The following is a 15,064-nucleotide window of genomic DNA, read 5'->3' as shown; positions in this document are numbered from 1 at the left end:
CTCAGTTGGTTACCCGATAGCGCGGAGCGGGCCGACGCTTCGAAAGATGCGGCCCGAGCGCGGAACGCGCAGCGCCAAGCGCCGCCAGCAATCCTGCATCTTCCAGCGAGGGGATGGTAACCAGTTCGCCGTCATCGAAACCGGCCAGTGCGGCCTCCACCATGTCATCCACCTCCATGACCATGTCAGGATTGAGCGCTTCGACGCTGCCGCCCGCCCTATCGAAAATCTCCGTGCGCGTAAGACCCGGCAGCACGGCCTGGATACGAACCGGATGATCCTTGAGTTCGCTGGCCAAGGACTGAGTCAGGGCGAGAACGAACGCCTTGCTGCCGCTATATGTGCCATTGAACAATTCCGGCATGATGGCGACCACCGAAGCGATATTGATAAGGCTTCCCCTACCCCGCGCAACGAAAGCCTGGGCGGCGGCAATGGCCAGCCGGTTTGCGGCGGTCACGTTGACCGCGATCATCCGGTCGAGATAGGCGGTCTCGCCGGAAAGAAGCGGACCGCTCGGACCAATGCCGGCATTATTGACGAACAGCGCGATATTCTCGTCCTCGCGTAGCCGCGCCTCGACCCGGGCGACATCCCCGGCCTTCTCCAGATCCGCGGTCAGGACGGCGGCGGAAATGCCGGCGCTCTCTTGCAACTCCTGGGCCAGCGCGCCAAGCCGTGCGGCATCGCGTGCAACAAGGATCAGGTCATAGCCACGCAGAGCAAGCTTGCGGGCATAGGTCGCGCCAATTCCGGAAGAGGCGCCGGTAACGAGCGCGGTGCCCGGCGATGTTTCATTGCGTGCCATGTCGATCTCCGTTTCATTTACTGGCATATGCCACTATATTGAGGCAATGCTCCCGCAATGCAAGAGGTGTCGGCAGAAACTTTTCATCCGGACCGGGTGAGCATAGGAGTCCGATGCCGCTCAGCACGAAACGAGGAAGAACGAAACGATGAAGAAAGATGAAGAGGTCTGGATGCATTGCACCAACAGCGCGATAAGACGCGCCGCCCGGCAGCTCGGGCAGCTCTATGACGATATGATTTCGCAAAGCGGCCTCAAGGGAACCCAATTCTCCCTGTTGTCGCAGATTGCCCGTTCGGAAGAGCCGACGCTGAAAACACTGGCCGAAGCACTTGTCATGGATTTGTCGGCCCTCGGCCACACCCTGAAGCCCCTGATCCGCGACGGCTATGTGGAGCTTGTGGCAGACGCAGCCGATCGGCGTGCCAAGCGGGTGCGGCTGACCGAGAGCGGTCGAACCAAACAGCAGGAAGCGACTGTTCTGTGGCGCAAGGCGCAAGACCGTTTCGATGAAATCTACGGCGAACGGCAATCGCGCGAGATCCGCGAGGCACTGGCCGTTATTGCCTCCCGGGACTTTGCCGCTCGCTTCAAGGCACCCGACACGAAGCCATGAACAGGTGTGGACGGACACCGGGAACAGGATATAAGCGACCCCGGCTTCAGGGTGCCGGCGGAACCTTTGCGGAGCGGGCAAGATCCAGCCACGCCTTGGCCGCGAAAGACAGATAGCCGCCGCGCCGCCAGACCCAGGCCATGTGCCAGTCCATTCGCGGCGAATGCACGGGAACATGGGTGACGCCGGGGCGCACGCGGCGTTCTGCAATCATCCTCGGCAGAAACCCTATCCCGAGCCCTGCCCCCACCAGTTCGACAATGAAATTGATCTGACCGCTGCGGGCCGCGATGACCGGATCGAACCCGGCCTCCCGGCAGGCATCCAGAATGATCGGGTTGAGAGCGAACCCCACATCGAACAGGACGAACGGCATGGACTGGAGGTCGTGAAGGGCGACGCCCTCCCGTTTTGCAAGTGGATGATCTTCCGGAATGAGGACGTGCAGCGGCTCGCGCGTCACCTCCTGCCATTCGAAACGATCCGGGACCGGCAGCAGCGAAGCGCCGAGTTCCACCTCCCCCGCCATGACCAGTTCCTCCAGTTTGCGGCTGCCATGCTCGACCAGTTGTATTTCCACCTCCGGATGCCGGCTGCGGTAGATGGCGAAGAGAGGTGCGAACAGGGCATCGCTGCCGATCGGCGGAAGGCCAAGCTGCAGGCGCCCGCGGCGCAAACCGCGCAACTCCGAGAGTTCGGCAAGGAGATCCTCCCGCTGCGTCAGCATGGTCTGGGCGCGGCGAAACACGATCTCGCCCGCATCCGTCAACGCAACCTTATGACCTGTCCGGTCGATCAGCGCGAAACCAAGCTCCTCCTCAAGCTGTCGAACGGCCTTGCTCACCGCCGACTGGGTGATGAACACCGTTCGGGCGGCCTGGGAAAAACCGCCCTGACGGATGACCTCGACGAAGGCGCGGAGCGTTCGAATTTCCATAAGTATTCCAATTCGGACTTTTTTCTATGACATCAATTCATTTTGTTCATAGTACGATCACGCCTATATTTCCAGCGACCACACAAGGTGCTGAAAATGTCATCCCGTAACATCGCCCTGCTCATACGCCGCCAGATGCACTCAAACCGGCTGGTGCAGATCGCCATCATCGCGGCTTTCTGGCTGGCCGGAGAAACCGTCGCCCGCCTGCTAGCGCTACCGATCCCCGGCGGCGTCATCGGCATGGCGATGGTATTGTTGCTTTTGGCAAGCGGCCGACTGCGTCCGTCCAGCATGCGTGATGGCGCCCGCTGGCTGCTGGCGGAAATGCTGTTGTTCTTCGTTCCGGCGGTTCTTGCTGTCCTCGACCACCAGGAGTTCATCGGGCTTCTCGGCCTCAAGGTTCTTGCGGTCATTCTGGGCGGCACGATTGCCGTCATGGCTTCCACCGCGATCGCCGTCGATATCGGCTATCGCCTCATGCTCGCCCATGGAGGCGACCGTGCCCTTCGTCGGTAATCCCACCCTGATGACCGCCTTCTGGTCGGCGGCCACGATCTTCTTCTATATCGTCTCGAAGGCGATCTACCGGCGCTGGCAGCAAAGCTGGCTTTCGCCGCTGATCGTGACGCCGATGGCGCTGATTACGCTCGCCCTGCTGCTGCGGGCCAATTATGCGGAATATATCCACGCCACCCACTGGCTGGTTGCCATGCTCGGTCCGGTAACCGTGGCCTTCGCGATCCCGATCTTCGAGGAACGCCATACGATCCGGCGCTACTGGCCGGTGCTGGCCTTCGGCGTCGTTGTCGGCAGCGCGACGGCGATGCTGACGGCCTGGGCGCTTGCCAGCCTGCTCAGCATCGACGGCGCATTGCGTCTCAGCCTTCTGCCGCGTTCGATCAGCACGCCCTTTGCCATGACCATCTCGCAGGATATCGGCGGCGTACCGGATCTGACCGCCATCTTCGTGGTCGTCACGGGGGTCTGCGGTGCGGCGCTGGGCGAAACCCTGCTGCGCTTCCTGCCGATCCGCTCGACACTTGCCCGCGGAGCCCTGTTTGGCATGGGCGCCCACGGCGCAGGCGTCGCGAAGGCTCACCAGATCGGCTCGGAGGAAGGCTCCATTGCCGGCCTGGTGATGGTCCTGGTCGGCCTCGTCAACGTCCTCGCGGCGCCGCTGCTCGCTATGCTGCTGCGCTGACGGCGCTCCCATCCCGGCTCGACTTCAGAGTTTGATGACGTAGTCCTTGCGAGTCGTTTCAACGACTTCCCAGGTTCCGCTGAAGCCCGGTCTCAGGATCATCCGGTCGCCCGCCCTGAGATGGACCGGTTCGCCGCCATCCTCGGTCACGATCGAATGACCTTCGAGGACGTTGAAATATTCCCACTCGTCGTAGGAAATCCGCCACTTGCCCGGCGTCGCCTGCCAGATTCCGGCATAAAGCGAACCCTCTCGCTCCTCGATGTTCCAGGTGGTGAAACGGGGATCGCCGGAAATCAGACGGTCGGGGGCGGGAGCACCCTCCTCCGGCTCGATTCCTGCGAGATCGAATGTCAGAAAATTCGTCATTGGTTCTCCGATGCGCCGCAGCCTCAAGGCCACGGCGCGGTTACCTTGGTCAGACCCTGGCGAGCGACTGGTCGAGATCGCCGATAATGTCCTCGGCGTCCTCGATGCCGACCGACAGGCGCACGACATCCGGCCCGGCACCGGCCGCAATCTGCTGTTCCTCGGAAAGCTGGGCATGGGTGGTGGAAGCCGGATGGATCACCAGCGAGCGCGTATCGCCGATATTGGCCAGATGCGAGAAGAGTTGCAGCCCCTCGACAAGCGCCTTGCCGGCCGCATAGCCGCCCTTTACACCAAAGGTGAAGACCGCACCGCCGCCCTTCGGCGAATAACGCTGCTGCAGGGCATGGTTCGGATCATCGGGCAGGCCGGCATAATTCACCCAGGCCACCTTCGGATGCTGCTTCAGCCATGTGGCGACCCGCAGGGCGTTTTCGCAATGACGCTGCATGCGCAGCGGCAGCGTCTCGATGCCGGTCAGGATCAGGAAGGCGTTCATCGGGGCAATCGCCGGCCCGAGATCGCGAAGCCCGAGCACGCGGCAGGCGATAGCGAAGGCAAAATTGCCGAAGGCCTGATGCAGCACGATACCGGAATATTCCGAGCGCGGCTTTGAAAGCATCGGGAACTTGTCGGACTGCGACCAGTCGAAGGTGCCGCCATCGACGATGACTCCACCCATCGAATTGCCGTGCCCGCCGAGGAACTTCGTGGCCGAGTGGACGACGATATCCGCCCCGTGTTCGAGCGGCCGGACGAGATAGGGGCTCGCCATCGTGTTGTCGACGATCAGCGGCAGGCCATGACGGCGGGCGACATCGGCAATCGCGGCGATATCGACAAAGGTGCCGCCAGGATTGGCAAGGCTTTCGATGAAGATCGCACGGGTGTTCTCGTCGATCTGCGCGGCGAAGTCCGCGGGATCGGCGGGATCGGCCCAGCGGACCTGCCAGCCGAAATTCTGGAAGGCATGGCCGAACTGGTTGATCGATCCGCCGTAGAGCTTCCTTGCAGCCACGAAATTATTGCCGGGCTGCATCAGCGTGTGGAAGATCAGCATCTGAGCCGCGTGACCCGAGGCGACGGCGAGCGCCGCCGTACCGCCTTCCAGAGCGGCGATGCGCTCTTCCAGCACCGCCTGGGTCGGGTTCATGATGCGGGTATAGATGTTACCGAACTGCTTCAGTCCGAACAGCGCCGCCGCGTGGTCGGCGTCGTTGAAGACATAGGCAGTGGTCTGGTAGATCGGCGTGATTCGCGCCCCGGTCGCCGGGTCCGGCTGGGCCCCGGCATGAACCGCCAGCGTGGCAAAACCCGGATTGTTCGTCGTCATGGTTGAAACCTCCCTTGATTGGTCGGGCGGATCATAGCGTCTGGCCGCCGGTTGTCAGCCGGGTTTTTCGCCGCCTCGCGACCGGCCATCCCTCAAGATTGATCGAAGTCAATGCGGTCATGCGGCCGGCGGCTCAGGATTAATGCAAAATGGAGGTATTCCCATGGACACTGCAGTGACTGACGCAACGAGAACCGTCTTTTCGCGGCTGACCGAGTGGTTTTCCAGAAGCTGGGAAAGCGCGGCCGAAGCCGACATGATCGCATCGCTCGACGATTCCACCATCCGCAGCATCGCTCACGACTGCGGCATCTCGCCGGACCAATTGATCGAGCTTGCCAAGGCAGGTCCGCACGCCGCCGATGAAATGGTGGTAATGATGCGTGCCCTGAATATCGATCCGAGCGAGGTGGAACTGCGGTTGCGCAACGAATTCCGCGACATGCAGATCACCTGCTCGCACTGCGCATCCAAGAGCGAATGTCGCAAGGATCTGGCGCGCGGCACCGCAGCCGAGACCTTCGCCCACTACTGCGGCAATGCCGAATCTCTCAATGCGCTTCGCGCCAACCCGGATTTCCTGATCGCGTAGTCCGCCGACATTGCGCTCCGGTCGGTTTTCAGAGGCTGAGGCGGGGAATTTCGATGGCCGGGCAGCGGTTCATCACGACCTTGATCCCCTCCGCCTCCGCCTTGACCGCTGCGCGGTCATCCCTCACGCCAAGCTGGGACCACACCGCTTTCGGACGCGTTTCAAGCGCCAGCACATCGTCGATCACTCCGTCGAGATATTCCGACGCGCGAAACACATCGACCATGTCGATCGCTTCATCGATGTCAGCGAGCCGCGCAACCGTCTTCTGGCCGAGGATTTCCTTGCCCTTCTGCCCCGGATTGACCGGGATCACCCGATACCCCCGCGAAAGCAGAAACCGCATGACGCCGTAGCTCGGCCGATCGGGTTTGGGCGAAGCCCCCACCAGGGCTATCGTCTTCGTGTCCTTCAGGATTCCGGCAAGGTAGGCATCGTCATAGCGGTCGTGATCGATTGTCATTTCATCCTCGTTCATGGCGACGTCCGTCGAAGTCGGCTATAATCGGTAACAACGAATAGATGGGGTGGCCGCAACCGGCTACAAGACGGAATGGCCACAAACGACGAAAGCCCTTCCATCCATTCCCGAGCAAGGAAGACAGAGCGATGAAAAAGCTTGTTCTACTGGCCATGGTGGCCTCGACGATCGCATCGCCGGCGCTGGCGATCTCGCGCTATAACTCGCTATCCATGAGCTGCGAAGCGGCTCGCGCAGCCGTATTGAGCCAGGGGGCGGTGATCCTGCGCTATCCGTCGAAACGGGTGGCCGGCATGACGCTTTACGATCGCTATGTCCGCGACAACAACCAGTGCGAACAGCATGACTATGCGGCGCGCGCCTATGTGCCGACGCGCGACAATCCCCGTTGCCCGGTCCTCGCCTGCAAGCCGGTGGACGACAGCAACGGCTTCATCCTGCGCCGCCCCTGGATCCGCTTCTGATCCTCGACGCCCAAGGGTGCCGCGATCTTCCGGATACGCCCGCAGTGTCTCAACTCTCTGGTTTATCGCTGCGGCTGGAGCAATCCGGTCGGCACTTTGCGCGGCATGCTTCAGGCCGCCGGGCGCGACCGCGGCGCGTGCGCCAGTTCGTAGACCAGCGGGTATTCAGTCACCAGCGCATGATCCATCACGACCTTTATGCCGGCGGCTTGCGCCCTGGCGGCGGCCTCGTCGTCGCGAACGCCAAGCTGTCCCCAGATTGCACGAGGCAAGTTTGGAAGCCTCAACACTTCATCGATGACCGCTGCGAACTGATCGGCACGGCGGAAAACATCGACGATGTCGATATCGACGGGAATATCCGCAAGCCGCCCGTAGACCCGCTGTCCAAGTATCGTTTCTCCGGCGTGATTCGGATTGACGGGGAAAACCCGATAGCCCTTGCCGAGCAGGAAGCCGGCAATCCAGTGGCTCGGACGGTCATCCCTCGTCGAAGCGCCGACGATGGCTATGTTCTTTGCTGAATGAAGAATATCGGCGAGATAGGCTGCAGGATAGGAAACATGCGTCATGGAAACCTCCTCCGGCCGTAAACGGCCTTCTAACGATCCGCTGTCTCTCCCGCGCCCAATATATTTGCATTCACTTAATGACAGCTCTCCATGATCGGAAAAATGCGAGCGATTTGCCGGTTCCCCTCGATCTCACTCCGGCAAGACGATGTGACCGTCTTCATCGAGCGGCGCGAACGGATTGTGGGCGACTTCCCAGAGGTGCCCATCGGGGTCGGCGAAGTAACCGCGATAGCCGCCCCAAAACACTTTTTCAGGCTTTTTCACCAGGCTGGCGCCGCAGGAAACTGCAAATTCCATCACGGCGTCGACCTCTGCGGGGCTGGCGACATTATGCGCAAGCGTGACACCGGAAAAGCCCGGCGAAGTGTCTTCGACGCCTGCATCCTCCGCGAGCGAGGCACGGGAGAAAAGGGCAAGAGCAACGCCCTTCAGCCTAATAAAAGTGATGGTCTCCTGCGACGCTGACGAGCGTATCCAGCCGAGGCTTTCATAAAAGGCGGTGCTGCGCCCCACATCTGCAACTCCCAGGGTAATCAATGAGACACGGCGGTCGATCTGCATGAGTGGATATCAATCCTCATATGTTAAACGCTGTTCGTTTAACATATGTACCCTTTTTGTTCGCGTCAATATTAGTATAACCTTAAGGTTGCATTCGTTCGCATCATGATCTTTTTGATATATAATTGATGAATGGGACAACAATTGGCCCCATCCACCAAATGGCGTTCTCGCCGGGAAATCGTCACTCGCCGGTCCAGGTCGGATGCCGCTTGTCGAGGAAGGCGCCGATGCCTTCGGCGGCATCGCGCGCCAGCATGTTGTCGACCATTACGCGAGCCGCATAGTCGTAGGCTTCTTCCAGCGACATATCGATCTGGCGGTAGAATGCCTCCTTGCCGATCTTCAGGGTCAACGGCGACTTGGAAGCGATGACGGAGGCATATTTGTCAACGACCTGGGCGAGGTACTGCCTCGGCACGATCCGGTTGACGAGGCCGAAATCCTTGGCGGTGGAGGCATCGATGGTTTCGCCCGTCAGCAGCATTTCCATGGCCTGCTTGCGATGGGCAGCGCGACTGACGGCAACCATCGGCGTCGAGCAAAAAAGGCCGATGTTCACGCCCGGCGTGCAGAAGGTGGAGGTATCGGTGCAAATGGCGAGATCACAGGAGGCCACAAGCTGGCAGCCGGCAGCCGTCGCCAGTCCATCGACCTCGGCGATCACCGGCTTCGGCAGATGCGCGATCTTCAGCATGAGGTCGGCGCAGAGCCGCATGGTCTTTTCAAAGAAAGCCCGGCCGCGATCCGGGTCTGCCCGGTGCGTCGTCATTTCCTTCAGGTCATGACCGGCCGAAAAGAGCTTGCCGGAGGCGGCAAGAACGACGACCCGCACGTCCGGATCGCTGCCCGCCGTCTCCAGCGCAACCATCAGGGCCTCCATCGTGGCGATGGACAGGGCATTGGCGGGCGGATTGTTAAGCGTCAGGCGCATCACACCGTTCGCCAGCGCCGACAATACCGGCCCCTCCGCCGCCTCACCCGCAACCTTCTTGAAAGACACCACTTCCGCCATGACAAACCTCCCGGCTTCTCGTTTTCATATGCGTGGAAGCCTGCCATAAATGCCGCCGGCTCCGCCATCGAAAATCGAGGCTTTGGACAAAGGGAGGAACAATCCAACATGCAGCCGATCATGACCGCCGCGGAAATCAACCGTTTTCTGGAGACGGATTTTCCGCAGATCCACACGGATGGACGCGTGTTCACGGTAACGGCTGTGGAACCCGGCGCAGTGACAATGACCTTCGACCCGTCTGAGCGGCATCTGCGCCCCGGCGGCACGGTCTCAGGCCCGGCCATGTTCGCGCTCGCCGATGTCTGCGCCTATGCCGCGGTGCTCGCCCATATCGGACCGGTGGCGCTCGCCGTGACCACCAGCCTCAACATCAATTTCCTGCGCCTGCCAAAGCCTCAACCGATCATCTGTCGGTGCCGCATCCTGAAACTCGGCAAACGGCTGGCCGTCATCGACGCGCTTCTGAGCCAGGACGGCGGCCCTGAACCGATCGCACAGGCCACAGCAACCTATTCGATCCCGCCACGCGGCTAAGCAAGCCCCAAACAGGCGATTTCCAAGCTGTCGGGACCGCTCAAAAATGCGGTAAAATAATACCACATAATCAACTAATTGTTTTTACTGATTTTTTTTGACATCATCCAGAAAGCACGGCTATTGACCATGGTACAGCCGCAGCTTATACAGCGCCCAGGTTTGCGGCCCCTTCGGACCGCATTCTTTTTTCGTGCACCACATGCATGAAACCAAGCAACAAGAAACGCCCGCCCGCCTCACGGCGCAAGGGTCCAAAACGGAAAGATAACACCATGTCTACCTTCGTTCAGAAGCCTGCTGAGGTGGAGAAGAAGTGGATCATCATCGATGCCGAAGGCCTCGTTGTCGGTCGCCTCGCCTCCCTCATCGCCATGCGCCTGCGCGGCAAGCATAAGGCCACCTACACCCCCCATGTCGACGACGGCGACAACGTCATCGTCATCAATGCCGAGAAGGTCGCCTTCACCGGCAAGAAGTATGCCGACAAGAAGTACTACTGGCACACCGGTTATCCGGGCGGCATCAAGGAGCGTACGGCTCGCCAGATCATCGAAGGCCGCTTCCCGGAGCGCGTCATCGAGAAGGCCGTCGAGCGCATGATCCCGCGCGGCCCGCTCGGCCGTCGCCAGATGAAGAACCTGCGCGTTTACGCCGGTTCCAACCATCCCCATGAAGCCCAGCAGCCGGTTGCCCTCGACGTGGCCAAGCTGAACAGCAAGAACGTAAGGAGCGCCTGATAATGGCTGACCTCTCTTCCCTGAAGGACCTCGGCACCACCGAGCAGGCCGCCGCTCCGGCGCATGTCCGCAAGGTCGATTCCCTCGGCCGCTCCTACGCCACCGGCAAGCGCAAGAACGCTGTCGCCCGCGTATGGGTCAAGCCGGGCTCCGGCAAGATCGTCGTCAACGGCCGTGACTTCACGACCTATTTCGCCCGTCCGGTTCTGCAGATGATCCTGCAGCAGCCGATCGTCGCGGCTGCCCGCACCGGTCAGTTCGACATCGTTGCGACCGTCACCGGCGGTGGTCTCTCCGGCCAGGCCGGCGCCGTTCGCCACGGCCTGTCCAAGGCCCTCACCTACTTCGAGCCGGGCCTGCGCTCGGTCCTGAAGAAGGGCGGCTTCCTGACCCGCGACAGCCGCGTGGTCGAACGCAAGAAGTACGGCAAGGCCAAGGCCCGTCGTTCGTTCCAGTTCTCCAAGCGTTAATCGCTGGATATCCGGAAACGGAAATCAAGGCGGGGCTTCGGCTCCGCCTTTTTCGTTTTGGGCGATCCGGCCAGCATTTCGGTTTTGCTGATTGCAGGCCGTCGCCTATGTTCAGGCAGATTCCAGGCAAGAGACGAAGACGAGAGATATGGCGAGCAAATCCATCGACAATGCCTTTACAGCAAAAGCCGTTCGCGGCGCCGCGACAGATCCGACCTATGCGGGCGCGCTCTCCTTCATGCGTCGCAAATTCTCGAAGTCGCTGAAGAACGTCGATGCCGCAGTCCTCGGCATTCCCTTCGACGCTGCCGTCTCCAACCGGCCGGGCGCCCGCTTCGGACCGCAGGCGATCCGGCGCGCATCCGCGATCTTCGACAACGACCCGCAATACCCGTTTTCTCGCGACCTTTTCGAGAAGATGGCCGTCATCGATTACGGCGATGTGCTGCTCGACTACGGCAACCACCAGAAGACGCCCGGCATGATCGAGAAGGAGGCCGCGAAGATCATTGCTTCCGGCGCCTACCTGCTCGGTCTCGGCGGCGACCACTTCGTCACCTGGCCGCTTCTCAAGGCCCATGCGGCCAAGCACGGATCGCTGGCACTCGTGCATTTCGACGCCCATCAGGACACCTGGGACGACGATGGCAAGCGGATCGATCACGGCTCCTTCGTCTGCCGCGCCGTGCGTGAAGGCGTGATCGATCCGAGCCATTCGATCCAGATCGGCATCCGGACGCATGCGCCGGAGGACTTCGGCATCCGCATCCTGCACGGCTACGAAGTGGAAGACCTCAGCGCGCAGACGATCGCTGACCGCATCCTCGCCCACGTCGGCAGAAAGCCCTGCTATCTCACCTTCGATATCGACTGCCTCGACCCGGCATTCGCCCCCGGGACAGGTACGCCGGTAGCCGGCGGCCCATCCTCGGCCAAGATGCTTTCGGTTCTGCGCAAGCTCGGCGCGCTCGACATTCGCGGTTCCGATATCGTCGAGGTGGCGCCTGCCTATGACCACGCCGATATCACCGCCATTGCGGGCGCGACGGTCGCGATGTATATGCTCGGCCTGCGCGCCGAGAAACTCGCGACACGCACCTGACACATTGATTCAGCATTCTCCGAAACAGATTCCGCAATTTCCACCAACCTCCTGACAGGGGACGATAAAATGACAGCGAAGATCTTCATCGACGGCGAACACGGCACCACGGGACTGCAGATCCGCACCCGCATGGCCGGCCGCCGCGACGTTGAACTGCTGTCCATCCCGGAAGAGGAGCGGCGCAATCAGGCAATGCGCGAAGACCTGCTGAACAGCGCCGACATCGCCATTCTCTGCCTGCCCGACGACGCCTCGCGGGAAGCGGTGCAGATGGTTTCCGGCAACAATAAGGTCCGGATCATCGACACCTCGACGGCTTTCCGCGTCGCTTCCGATTGGGCCTACGGCTTTGCCGAAATGGACAAGGCCCAGAGGGAAAAGATCCGTTCCGCCCGTTTCGTCGCCAATCCCGGCTGCTATCCGACCGGCGCGATCGGCCTTATCCGGCCGCTTCGTGCCTCAGGCATCCTGCCGGACGGCTATCCGGTCACGGTCAATGCGGTCTCGGGCTATACCGGCGGCGGCAAGCAGATGATCGCCCAGATGGAAGACCAGAGCCGGCCCGATGCCATCACGGCCAACAACTTCCTTTACGGGCTGACGCTGAAGCACAAGCATGTGCCGGAGATGAAGACCCACGGCCTGCTCGATCGCGCGCCGCTTTTTTCGCCGTCGGTCGGTCGTTTTGCGCAGGGCATGATCGTACAGGTACCGCTTTTCCTCGACGACCTGAAGGACGGCACGACGATCGAAACGATCCATGCCGCCCTCGTCGCGCACTATGCCGGCCAGGACATCGTCAATGTGGTTTCGCTCGCGGACAGCGCAAAGCTGGCCCGCATCGATGCCGAAGAGCTGACCGATCAGGACACGATGAAGCTCTTCGTGTTCGGCACGCAGGGCGGTCCGCACGTCAACCTCGTCGCGGTTCTCGATAATCTGGGCAAGGGTGCTTCCGGCGCAGCCGTCCAAAACATGGACCTGATGCTTTCCGCCTGAACGACGGGCTCAACGTTCGCAAGAATTGGCGAACGGCAGCTTTGTCGTTCACTCTAAGTGAACGATTCGTCGCCTGATAGACGGATCGTTTGCACTTGATGATCTTGCTATGTTCCGGCTCATCAAAAGATGAGGCGCGACATGAGCGACACCCGTTTTCCAGTCTATTTCATTCCCCATGGCGGAGGCCCCTGGCCCTTCATGCAGTTTCCGGCAGGACCGGACGGCAAGAAGCCGTGGGCCGATCTTGCAGACTTCCTGAAGTCGCTTCCGAAGGATGTCGGCCGCACCCCGAAGGCCATTCTAATGGTTTCCGGACATTGGGAGGGGGAACCGCTGCCAACCCTGAGTTCGGCGCCCCGTCCCGGGATGCTCTATGACTATTACGGCTTTCCGCCGGAAACCTACCAGCTCACCTACCCCGCCCCGGGCGCTCCCGATGTGGCGCACCGGGCAAAGCAGCTTCTCGAAGCCGCGGGCATTCCGGCTGCGGAGGATGACAGGCGCGGCTACGACCACGGTGTCTTCATCCCGCTGATGGTCGCCTATCCCGATGCCGACGTGCCTGTCGTAATGATGTCGCTCAAGAACACGCTCGACGTTCCGAGTCACGTCGCGATAGGCAAAGCACTGGAACCGCTGCGGGACGAAGGCGTACTGATCGTCGGTTCCGGTATGAGCTACCACAACATGCGGATGTTCTTCCACGACAATCCCGAGCACAAGCAGCAGGCCATCCGCTTCGACGACTGGCTAAGCGATGTGGTCGCGATCGAGGACTCGGACCAGCGGGCGGCAACACTTGCGACCTGGGAACGAAACCCGGACGCACAGGCCTGCCACGTTCCGGACCACGACCACCTCGTGCCCCTGTTCGTTGTAGCCGGAGCCGCCGGTCAGGACGCCGGCCAACACATTTTCCGTGGTGAATTCCGCGGCAAGCCCTATTCCGGCTACAGGTTCGGCTAAGGTCGCACTCTCAAGATCCGCTCTCGATGATCTGGGCAAAGGCGCTTCCGGCGCAGCCGTCCAGAACATGGACCTGATGGTTTCCGCCGGAAGGATGGCCGCCCGCCGCCCTTCTGCCGGAAACGGTGCGGGAGTTATGCTGCCAGAATATGGATGCCGTAAGTCTCGGTGAGCGCCATGATGCGACCGATCGCCTCGGGCGTCGGCGGACCGGCCGGCGGCTCGTGGCTGGCAGCAGCCTCGAAAAATTCCATCATCCGGTCGTCGACGACCGACATCATCAGCGCCGGCGCCTGCGAGGCGTTGCGATAGGCGTGCGGCGCATGGGCCGGAATGGTCACCACGTCGCCGGGTACGGCCTCGGTCTCGGTCGGCTTGCCGTCGATCAGGGCCCAGATCGTCACCGTGCCCTGCAGGATGCGAAAGATCTCCGGTGAGGCATGGGTGTGCGGCGGCGTACCGCTGCCCGGCGGCACGGCCACGTCGATGACATTGAAGCCGGTGCCTTCCAGCCTGCCGCGCTTCATCACCTCGTCGCCCATCACCCACATCTTTCCGGCGCTTGCGGCCGGATGCACTTTCGCTGAAAAATTGTCATTCATTCCCGTCTTCCTCCAACCGTTCGTCCTTCGACAGGCGCCCTTCCCGTCTCGCCGCATCGAGCAGGGCACCGATCGCCCATGCGGCCGCTTTTCCAGCCTCCATTCCCGACAGACCCCAGTAATCCTTCATGGTCTGCCAGGCGGTGGCGCTGAAAAGAAGCTGGACCGTCGCTTCGAGCTGCCTTGCCCGTTCGGGGTCCAGATTGTCCGTCACATCCGAGAGGCTTTTGCGGAATGCGGCTTGCCGCTCGCCGTTCGCCTGCAGGCGCATCTGCCGGCCGGCGCCGCTCGCATGGGAGGCGCGCACGATGCCCTCGATGCCGTCCAGCGAAGCGAAAAGGTCCGGCGGCAACTCCACCAGATCCCGCTCGCTTTCCGGCCAGAAGCGCACACCGAGCGAGGCGTTGGCGCTCTGCCAGAAGGCCGACAGCAGATCCTCCTTGGTCGGGAAATGCCGGAAGATGGTGCGGCGGTTCACACCGCTCACCTCCGCCAGCTCGTCGAACCCGAGGGCATTGTCGGGGTCGGCCTCCAGCATCGTCCGCACGCCCGCAAGGATCTTCTCGCGGGTCGCGTGGGCCTGCTCCGCCCGCAACGGGCTCTCATATTTTGTCACTCTTGATGTATTCATGTCATTATTAGTGACATTAATTGCAGACAGCGTCAAGCGGGAAAAAATGCGCGAAC

General features: G+C 61.4%; 21 protein-coding genes. 11 read left to right on the top strand and 10 right to left on the bottom strand.

Features of this window, described 5'->3' with window-relative positions:
- Window position 1: 1 nt before the first annotated feature.
- Window positions 2–808: an SDR family NAD(P)-dependent oxidoreductase gene (locus tag ACLBKR_RS05970; protein ID WP_112827173.1), complete on the bottom strand. Its 807-nt coding sequence runs from the start codon at window positions 806–808 to the stop codon at window positions 2–4.
- Between the two features lie 148 nt (window positions 809–956).
- Between ACLBKR_RS05970 and ACLBKR_RS05965 the strand changes: the two genes are divergently transcribed.
- Window positions 957–1,424, top strand: a complete 468-nt coding sequence (locus ACLBKR_RS05965; RefSeq protein ID WP_113486758.1) for a MarR family winged helix-turn-helix transcriptional regulator — start codon at window positions 957–959, stop codon at window positions 1,422–1,424.
- A gap of 46 nt (window positions 1,425–1,470) precedes the next feature.
- Here the strand turns inward: ACLBKR_RS05965 and ACLBKR_RS05960 are convergent, their stop codons facing one another.
- Window positions 1,471–2,361 carry a LysR family transcriptional regulator gene (locus tag ACLBKR_RS05960; RefSeq protein WP_113425988.1) on the bottom strand — a complete coding sequence of 297 codons (891 nt, stop codon included), beginning with the start codon at window positions 2,359–2,361 and terminating at the stop codon, window positions 1,471–1,473.
- A gap of 96 nt (window positions 2,362–2,457) precedes the next feature.
- On the opposite strand from ACLBKR_RS05960, the gene ACLBKR_RS05955 reads away from it, so the two are divergent.
- Window positions 2,458–2,880 (top strand): CidA/LrgA family protein, encoded by a 423-nt coding sequence (locus ACLBKR_RS05955; RefSeq protein WP_113438985.1) that lies wholly within the window; start codon window positions 2,458–2,460, stop codon window positions 2,878–2,880.
- Window positions 2,852–3,565, top strand: coding sequence for an LrgB family protein (locus tag ACLBKR_RS05950; protein ID WP_113438986.1), 714 nt, complete (start codon window positions 2,852–2,854; stop codon window positions 3,563–3,565). The genes ACLBKR_RS05955 and ACLBKR_RS05950 overlap by 29 nt, the downstream gene beginning before the upstream one ends.
- 24 nt (window positions 3,566–3,589) lie before the next feature.
- On the opposite strand, the gene ACLBKR_RS05945 is transcribed toward ACLBKR_RS05950, so the two are convergent.
- Window positions 3,590–3,934, bottom strand: a complete 345-nt coding sequence (locus ACLBKR_RS05945) for a cupin domain-containing protein (protein ID WP_113425991.1) — start codon at window positions 3,932–3,934, stop codon at window positions 3,590–3,592.
- A gap of 49 nt (window positions 3,935–3,983) precedes the next feature.
- Window positions 3,984–5,267 (bottom strand): O-acetylhomoserine aminocarboxypropyltransferase, encoded by a 1,284-nt coding sequence (locus ACLBKR_RS05940; protein WP_112827179.1) that lies wholly within the window; start codon window positions 5,265–5,267, stop codon window positions 3,984–3,986.
- A 163-nt stretch (window positions 5,268–5,430) separates the two neighbouring features.
- Between ACLBKR_RS05940 and ACLBKR_RS05935 the strand changes: the two genes are divergently transcribed.
- Window positions 5,431–5,859, top strand: coding sequence for a DUF6455 family protein (locus ACLBKR_RS05935; RefSeq protein ID WP_113425992.1), 429 nt, complete (start codon window positions 5,431–5,433; stop codon window positions 5,857–5,859).
- Between the two features lie 28 nt (window positions 5,860–5,887).
- Here ACLBKR_RS05935 and ACLBKR_RS05930 read toward each other — a convergent pair whose 3' ends face one another.
- On the bottom strand, window positions 5,888–6,316 hold the full coding sequence (locus tag ACLBKR_RS05930; RefSeq protein ID WP_113448829.1) for a CoA-binding protein: 429 nt from the start codon (window positions 6,314–6,316) through the stop codon (window positions 5,888–5,890).
- 152 nt (window positions 6,317–6,468) lie between these two features.
- Between ACLBKR_RS05930 and ACLBKR_RS05925 the strand changes: the two genes are divergently transcribed.
- Entirely contained in the window at window positions 6,469–6,804 is a 336-nt protein-coding gene (locus ACLBKR_RS05925; RefSeq protein WP_113486755.1) for a hypothetical protein, read from the top strand.
- Between the two features lie 110 nt (window positions 6,805–6,914).
- On the opposite strand, the gene ACLBKR_RS05920 is transcribed toward ACLBKR_RS05925, so the two are convergent.
- The 3 genes from ACLBKR_RS05920 to ACLBKR_RS05910 form a co-directional block, all read right to left on the bottom strand.
- Window positions 6,915–7,376, bottom strand: coding sequence for a CoA-binding protein (locus tag ACLBKR_RS05920; protein ID WP_113486753.1), 462 nt, complete (start codon window positions 7,374–7,376; stop codon window positions 6,915–6,917).
- Between the two features lie 132 nt (window positions 7,377–7,508).
- Complete coding sequence (locus tag ACLBKR_RS05915; RefSeq protein WP_113444057.1) at window positions 7,509–7,940, bottom strand: VOC family protein; 432 nt, start codon at window positions 7,938–7,940, stop codon at window positions 7,509–7,511.
- Between the two features lie 184 nt (window positions 7,941–8,124).
- Complete coding sequence (locus ACLBKR_RS05910) at window positions 8,125–8,955, bottom strand: enoyl-CoA hydratase (protein ID WP_113486751.1); 831 nt, start codon at window positions 8,953–8,955, stop codon at window positions 8,125–8,127.
- Window positions 8,956–9,063: 108 nt separating this feature from the next.
- Here ACLBKR_RS05910 and ACLBKR_RS05905 point away from each other — a divergent pair, with 108 nt between their 5' ends.
- The 6 genes from ACLBKR_RS05905 to ACLBKR_RS05880 all read left to right on the top strand — a co-directional run bounded on the left by ACLBKR_RS05905 (window position 9,064) and on the right by ACLBKR_RS05880 (window position 13,775).
- Window positions 9,064–9,492, top strand: a complete 429-nt coding sequence (locus ACLBKR_RS05905) for a PaaI family thioesterase (protein ID WP_113448733.1) — start codon at window positions 9,064–9,066, stop codon at window positions 9,490–9,492.
- A gap of 275 nt (window positions 9,493–9,767) precedes the next feature.
- The gene (gene rplM / locus ACLBKR_RS05900; RefSeq protein WP_112827186.1) at window positions 9,768–10,232 is read left to right on the top strand and encodes a 50S ribosomal protein L13; all 465 of its coding nucleotides are present in this window, start codon (window positions 9,768–9,770) and stop codon (window positions 10,230–10,232) included.
- Between the two features lie 2 nt (window positions 10,233–10,234).
- The gene (gene rpsI / locus ACLBKR_RS05895; protein ID WP_113437973.1) at window positions 10,235–10,702 is read left to right on the top strand and encodes a 30S ribosomal protein S9; all 468 of its coding nucleotides are present in this window, start codon (window positions 10,235–10,237) and stop codon (window positions 10,700–10,702) included.
- A gap of 148 nt (window positions 10,703–10,850) precedes the next feature.
- On the top strand, window positions 10,851–11,804 hold the full coding sequence (gene speB / locus ACLBKR_RS05890) for an agmatinase (protein ID WP_113486749.1): 954 nt from the start codon (window positions 10,851–10,853) through the stop codon (window positions 11,802–11,804).
- A 69-nt stretch (window positions 11,805–11,873) separates the two neighbouring features.
- Complete coding sequence (gene argC / locus ACLBKR_RS05885; RefSeq protein WP_113486747.1) at window positions 11,874–12,806, top strand: N-acetyl-gamma-glutamyl-phosphate reductase; 933 nt, start codon at window positions 11,874–11,876, stop codon at window positions 12,804–12,806.
- A gap of 141 nt (window positions 12,807–12,947) precedes the next feature.
- Entirely contained in the window at window positions 12,948–13,775 is an 828-nt protein-coding gene (locus ACLBKR_RS05880; protein WP_113486745.1) for a DODA-type extradiol aromatic ring-opening family dioxygenase, read from the top strand.
- A 134-nt stretch (window positions 13,776–13,909) separates the two neighbouring features.
- Here ACLBKR_RS05880 and ACLBKR_RS05875 read toward each other — a convergent pair whose 3' ends face one another.
- Both ACLBKR_RS05875 and ACLBKR_RS05870 read right to left on the bottom strand, forming a co-directional pair.
- Window positions 13,910–14,377: a cupin domain-containing protein gene (locus tag ACLBKR_RS05875; protein WP_162708121.1), complete on the bottom strand. Its 468-nt coding sequence runs from the start codon at window positions 14,375–14,377 to the stop codon at window positions 13,910–13,912.
- Window positions 14,370–14,993 (bottom strand): TetR/AcrR family transcriptional regulator, encoded by a 624-nt coding sequence (locus ACLBKR_RS05870; protein WP_162759185.1) that lies wholly within the window; start codon window positions 14,991–14,993, stop codon window positions 14,370–14,372. Before ACLBKR_RS05870 ends, ACLBKR_RS05875 begins: the two co-directional genes overlap by 8 nt.
- Window positions 14,994–15,064: the final 71 nt, after the last annotated feature.

This window comes from Paenirhizobium cremeum (assembly GCF_047553425.1).
GTDB classification, from domain to species: Bacteria; Pseudomonadota; Alphaproteobacteria; order Rhizobiales; family Rhizobiaceae; genus Allorhizobium; species Allorhizobium cremeum.
This window is presented reverse-complemented; position numbering and strand designations above follow the sequence as displayed.

Bases quoted from the DNA above. Each gene is read 5' to 3' on its own strand.
- ACLBKR_RS05970 (WP_112827173.1), bottom strand. From the start codon at position 808: ATGGCACGCAATGAAACATCGCCGGGCACCGCGCTCGTTACCGGCGCC.
- ACLBKR_RS05965 (WP_113486758.1), top strand. From the start codon at position 957: ATGAAGAAAGATGAAGAGGTCTGGATGCATTGCACCAACAGCGCGATA.
- ACLBKR_RS05960 (WP_113425988.1), bottom strand. From the start codon at position 2,361: ATGGAAATTCGAACGCTCCGCGCCTTCGTCGAGGTCATCCGTCAGGGC.
- ACLBKR_RS05955 (WP_113438985.1), top strand. From the start codon at position 2,458: ATGTCATCCCGTAACATCGCCCTGCTCATACGCCGCCAGATGCACTCA.
- ACLBKR_RS05950 (WP_113438986.1), top strand. From the start codon at position 2,852: ATGGAGGCGACCGTGCCCTTCGTCGGTAATCCCACCCTGATGACCGCC.
- ACLBKR_RS05945 (WP_113425991.1), bottom strand. From the start codon at position 3,934: ATGACGAATTTTCTGACATTCGATCTCGCAGGAATCGAGCCGGAGGAG.
- ACLBKR_RS05940 (WP_112827179.1), bottom strand. From the start codon at position 5,267: ATGACGACGAACAATCCGGGTTTTGCCACGCTGGCGGTTCATGCCGGG.
- ACLBKR_RS05935 (WP_113425992.1), top strand. From the start codon at position 5,431: ATGGACACTGCAGTGACTGACGCAACGAGAACCGTCTTTTCGCGGCTG.
- ACLBKR_RS05925 (WP_113486755.1), top strand. From the start codon at position 6,469: ATGAAAAAGCTTGTTCTACTGGCCATGGTGGCCTCGACGATCGCATCG.
- ACLBKR_RS05920 (WP_113486753.1), bottom strand. From the start codon at position 7,376: ATGACGCATGTTTCCTATCCTGCAGCCTATCTCGCCGATATTCTTCAT.
- ACLBKR_RS05915 (WP_113444057.1), bottom strand. From the start codon at position 7,940: ATGCAGATCGACCGCCGTGTCTCATTGATTACCCTGGGAGTTGCAGAT.
- ACLBKR_RS05910 (WP_113486751.1), bottom strand. From the start codon at position 8,955: ATGGCGGAAGTGGTGTCTTTCAAGAAGGTTGCGGGTGAGGCGGCGGAG.
- ACLBKR_RS05905 (WP_113448733.1), top strand. From the start codon at position 9,064: ATGCAGCCGATCATGACCGCCGCGGAAATCAACCGTTTTCTGGAGACG.
- rplM (WP_112827186.1), top strand. From the start codon at position 9,768: ATGTCTACCTTCGTTCAGAAGCCTGCTGAGGTGGAGAAGAAGTGGATC.
- rpsI (WP_113437973.1), top strand. From the start codon at position 10,235: ATGGCTGACCTCTCTTCCCTGAAGGACCTCGGCACCACCGAGCAGGCC.
- speB (WP_113486749.1), top strand. From the start codon at position 10,851: ATGGCGAGCAAATCCATCGACAATGCCTTTACAGCAAAAGCCGTTCGC.
- argC (WP_113486747.1), top strand. From the start codon at position 11,874: ATGACAGCGAAGATCTTCATCGACGGCGAACACGGCACCACGGGACTG.
- ACLBKR_RS05880 (WP_113486745.1), top strand. From the start codon at position 12,948: ATGAGCGACACCCGTTTTCCAGTCTATTTCATTCCCCATGGCGGAGGC.
- ACLBKR_RS05875 (WP_162708121.1), bottom strand. From the start codon at position 14,377: ATGAATGACAATTTTTCAGCGAAAGTGCATCCGGCCGCAAGCGCCGGA.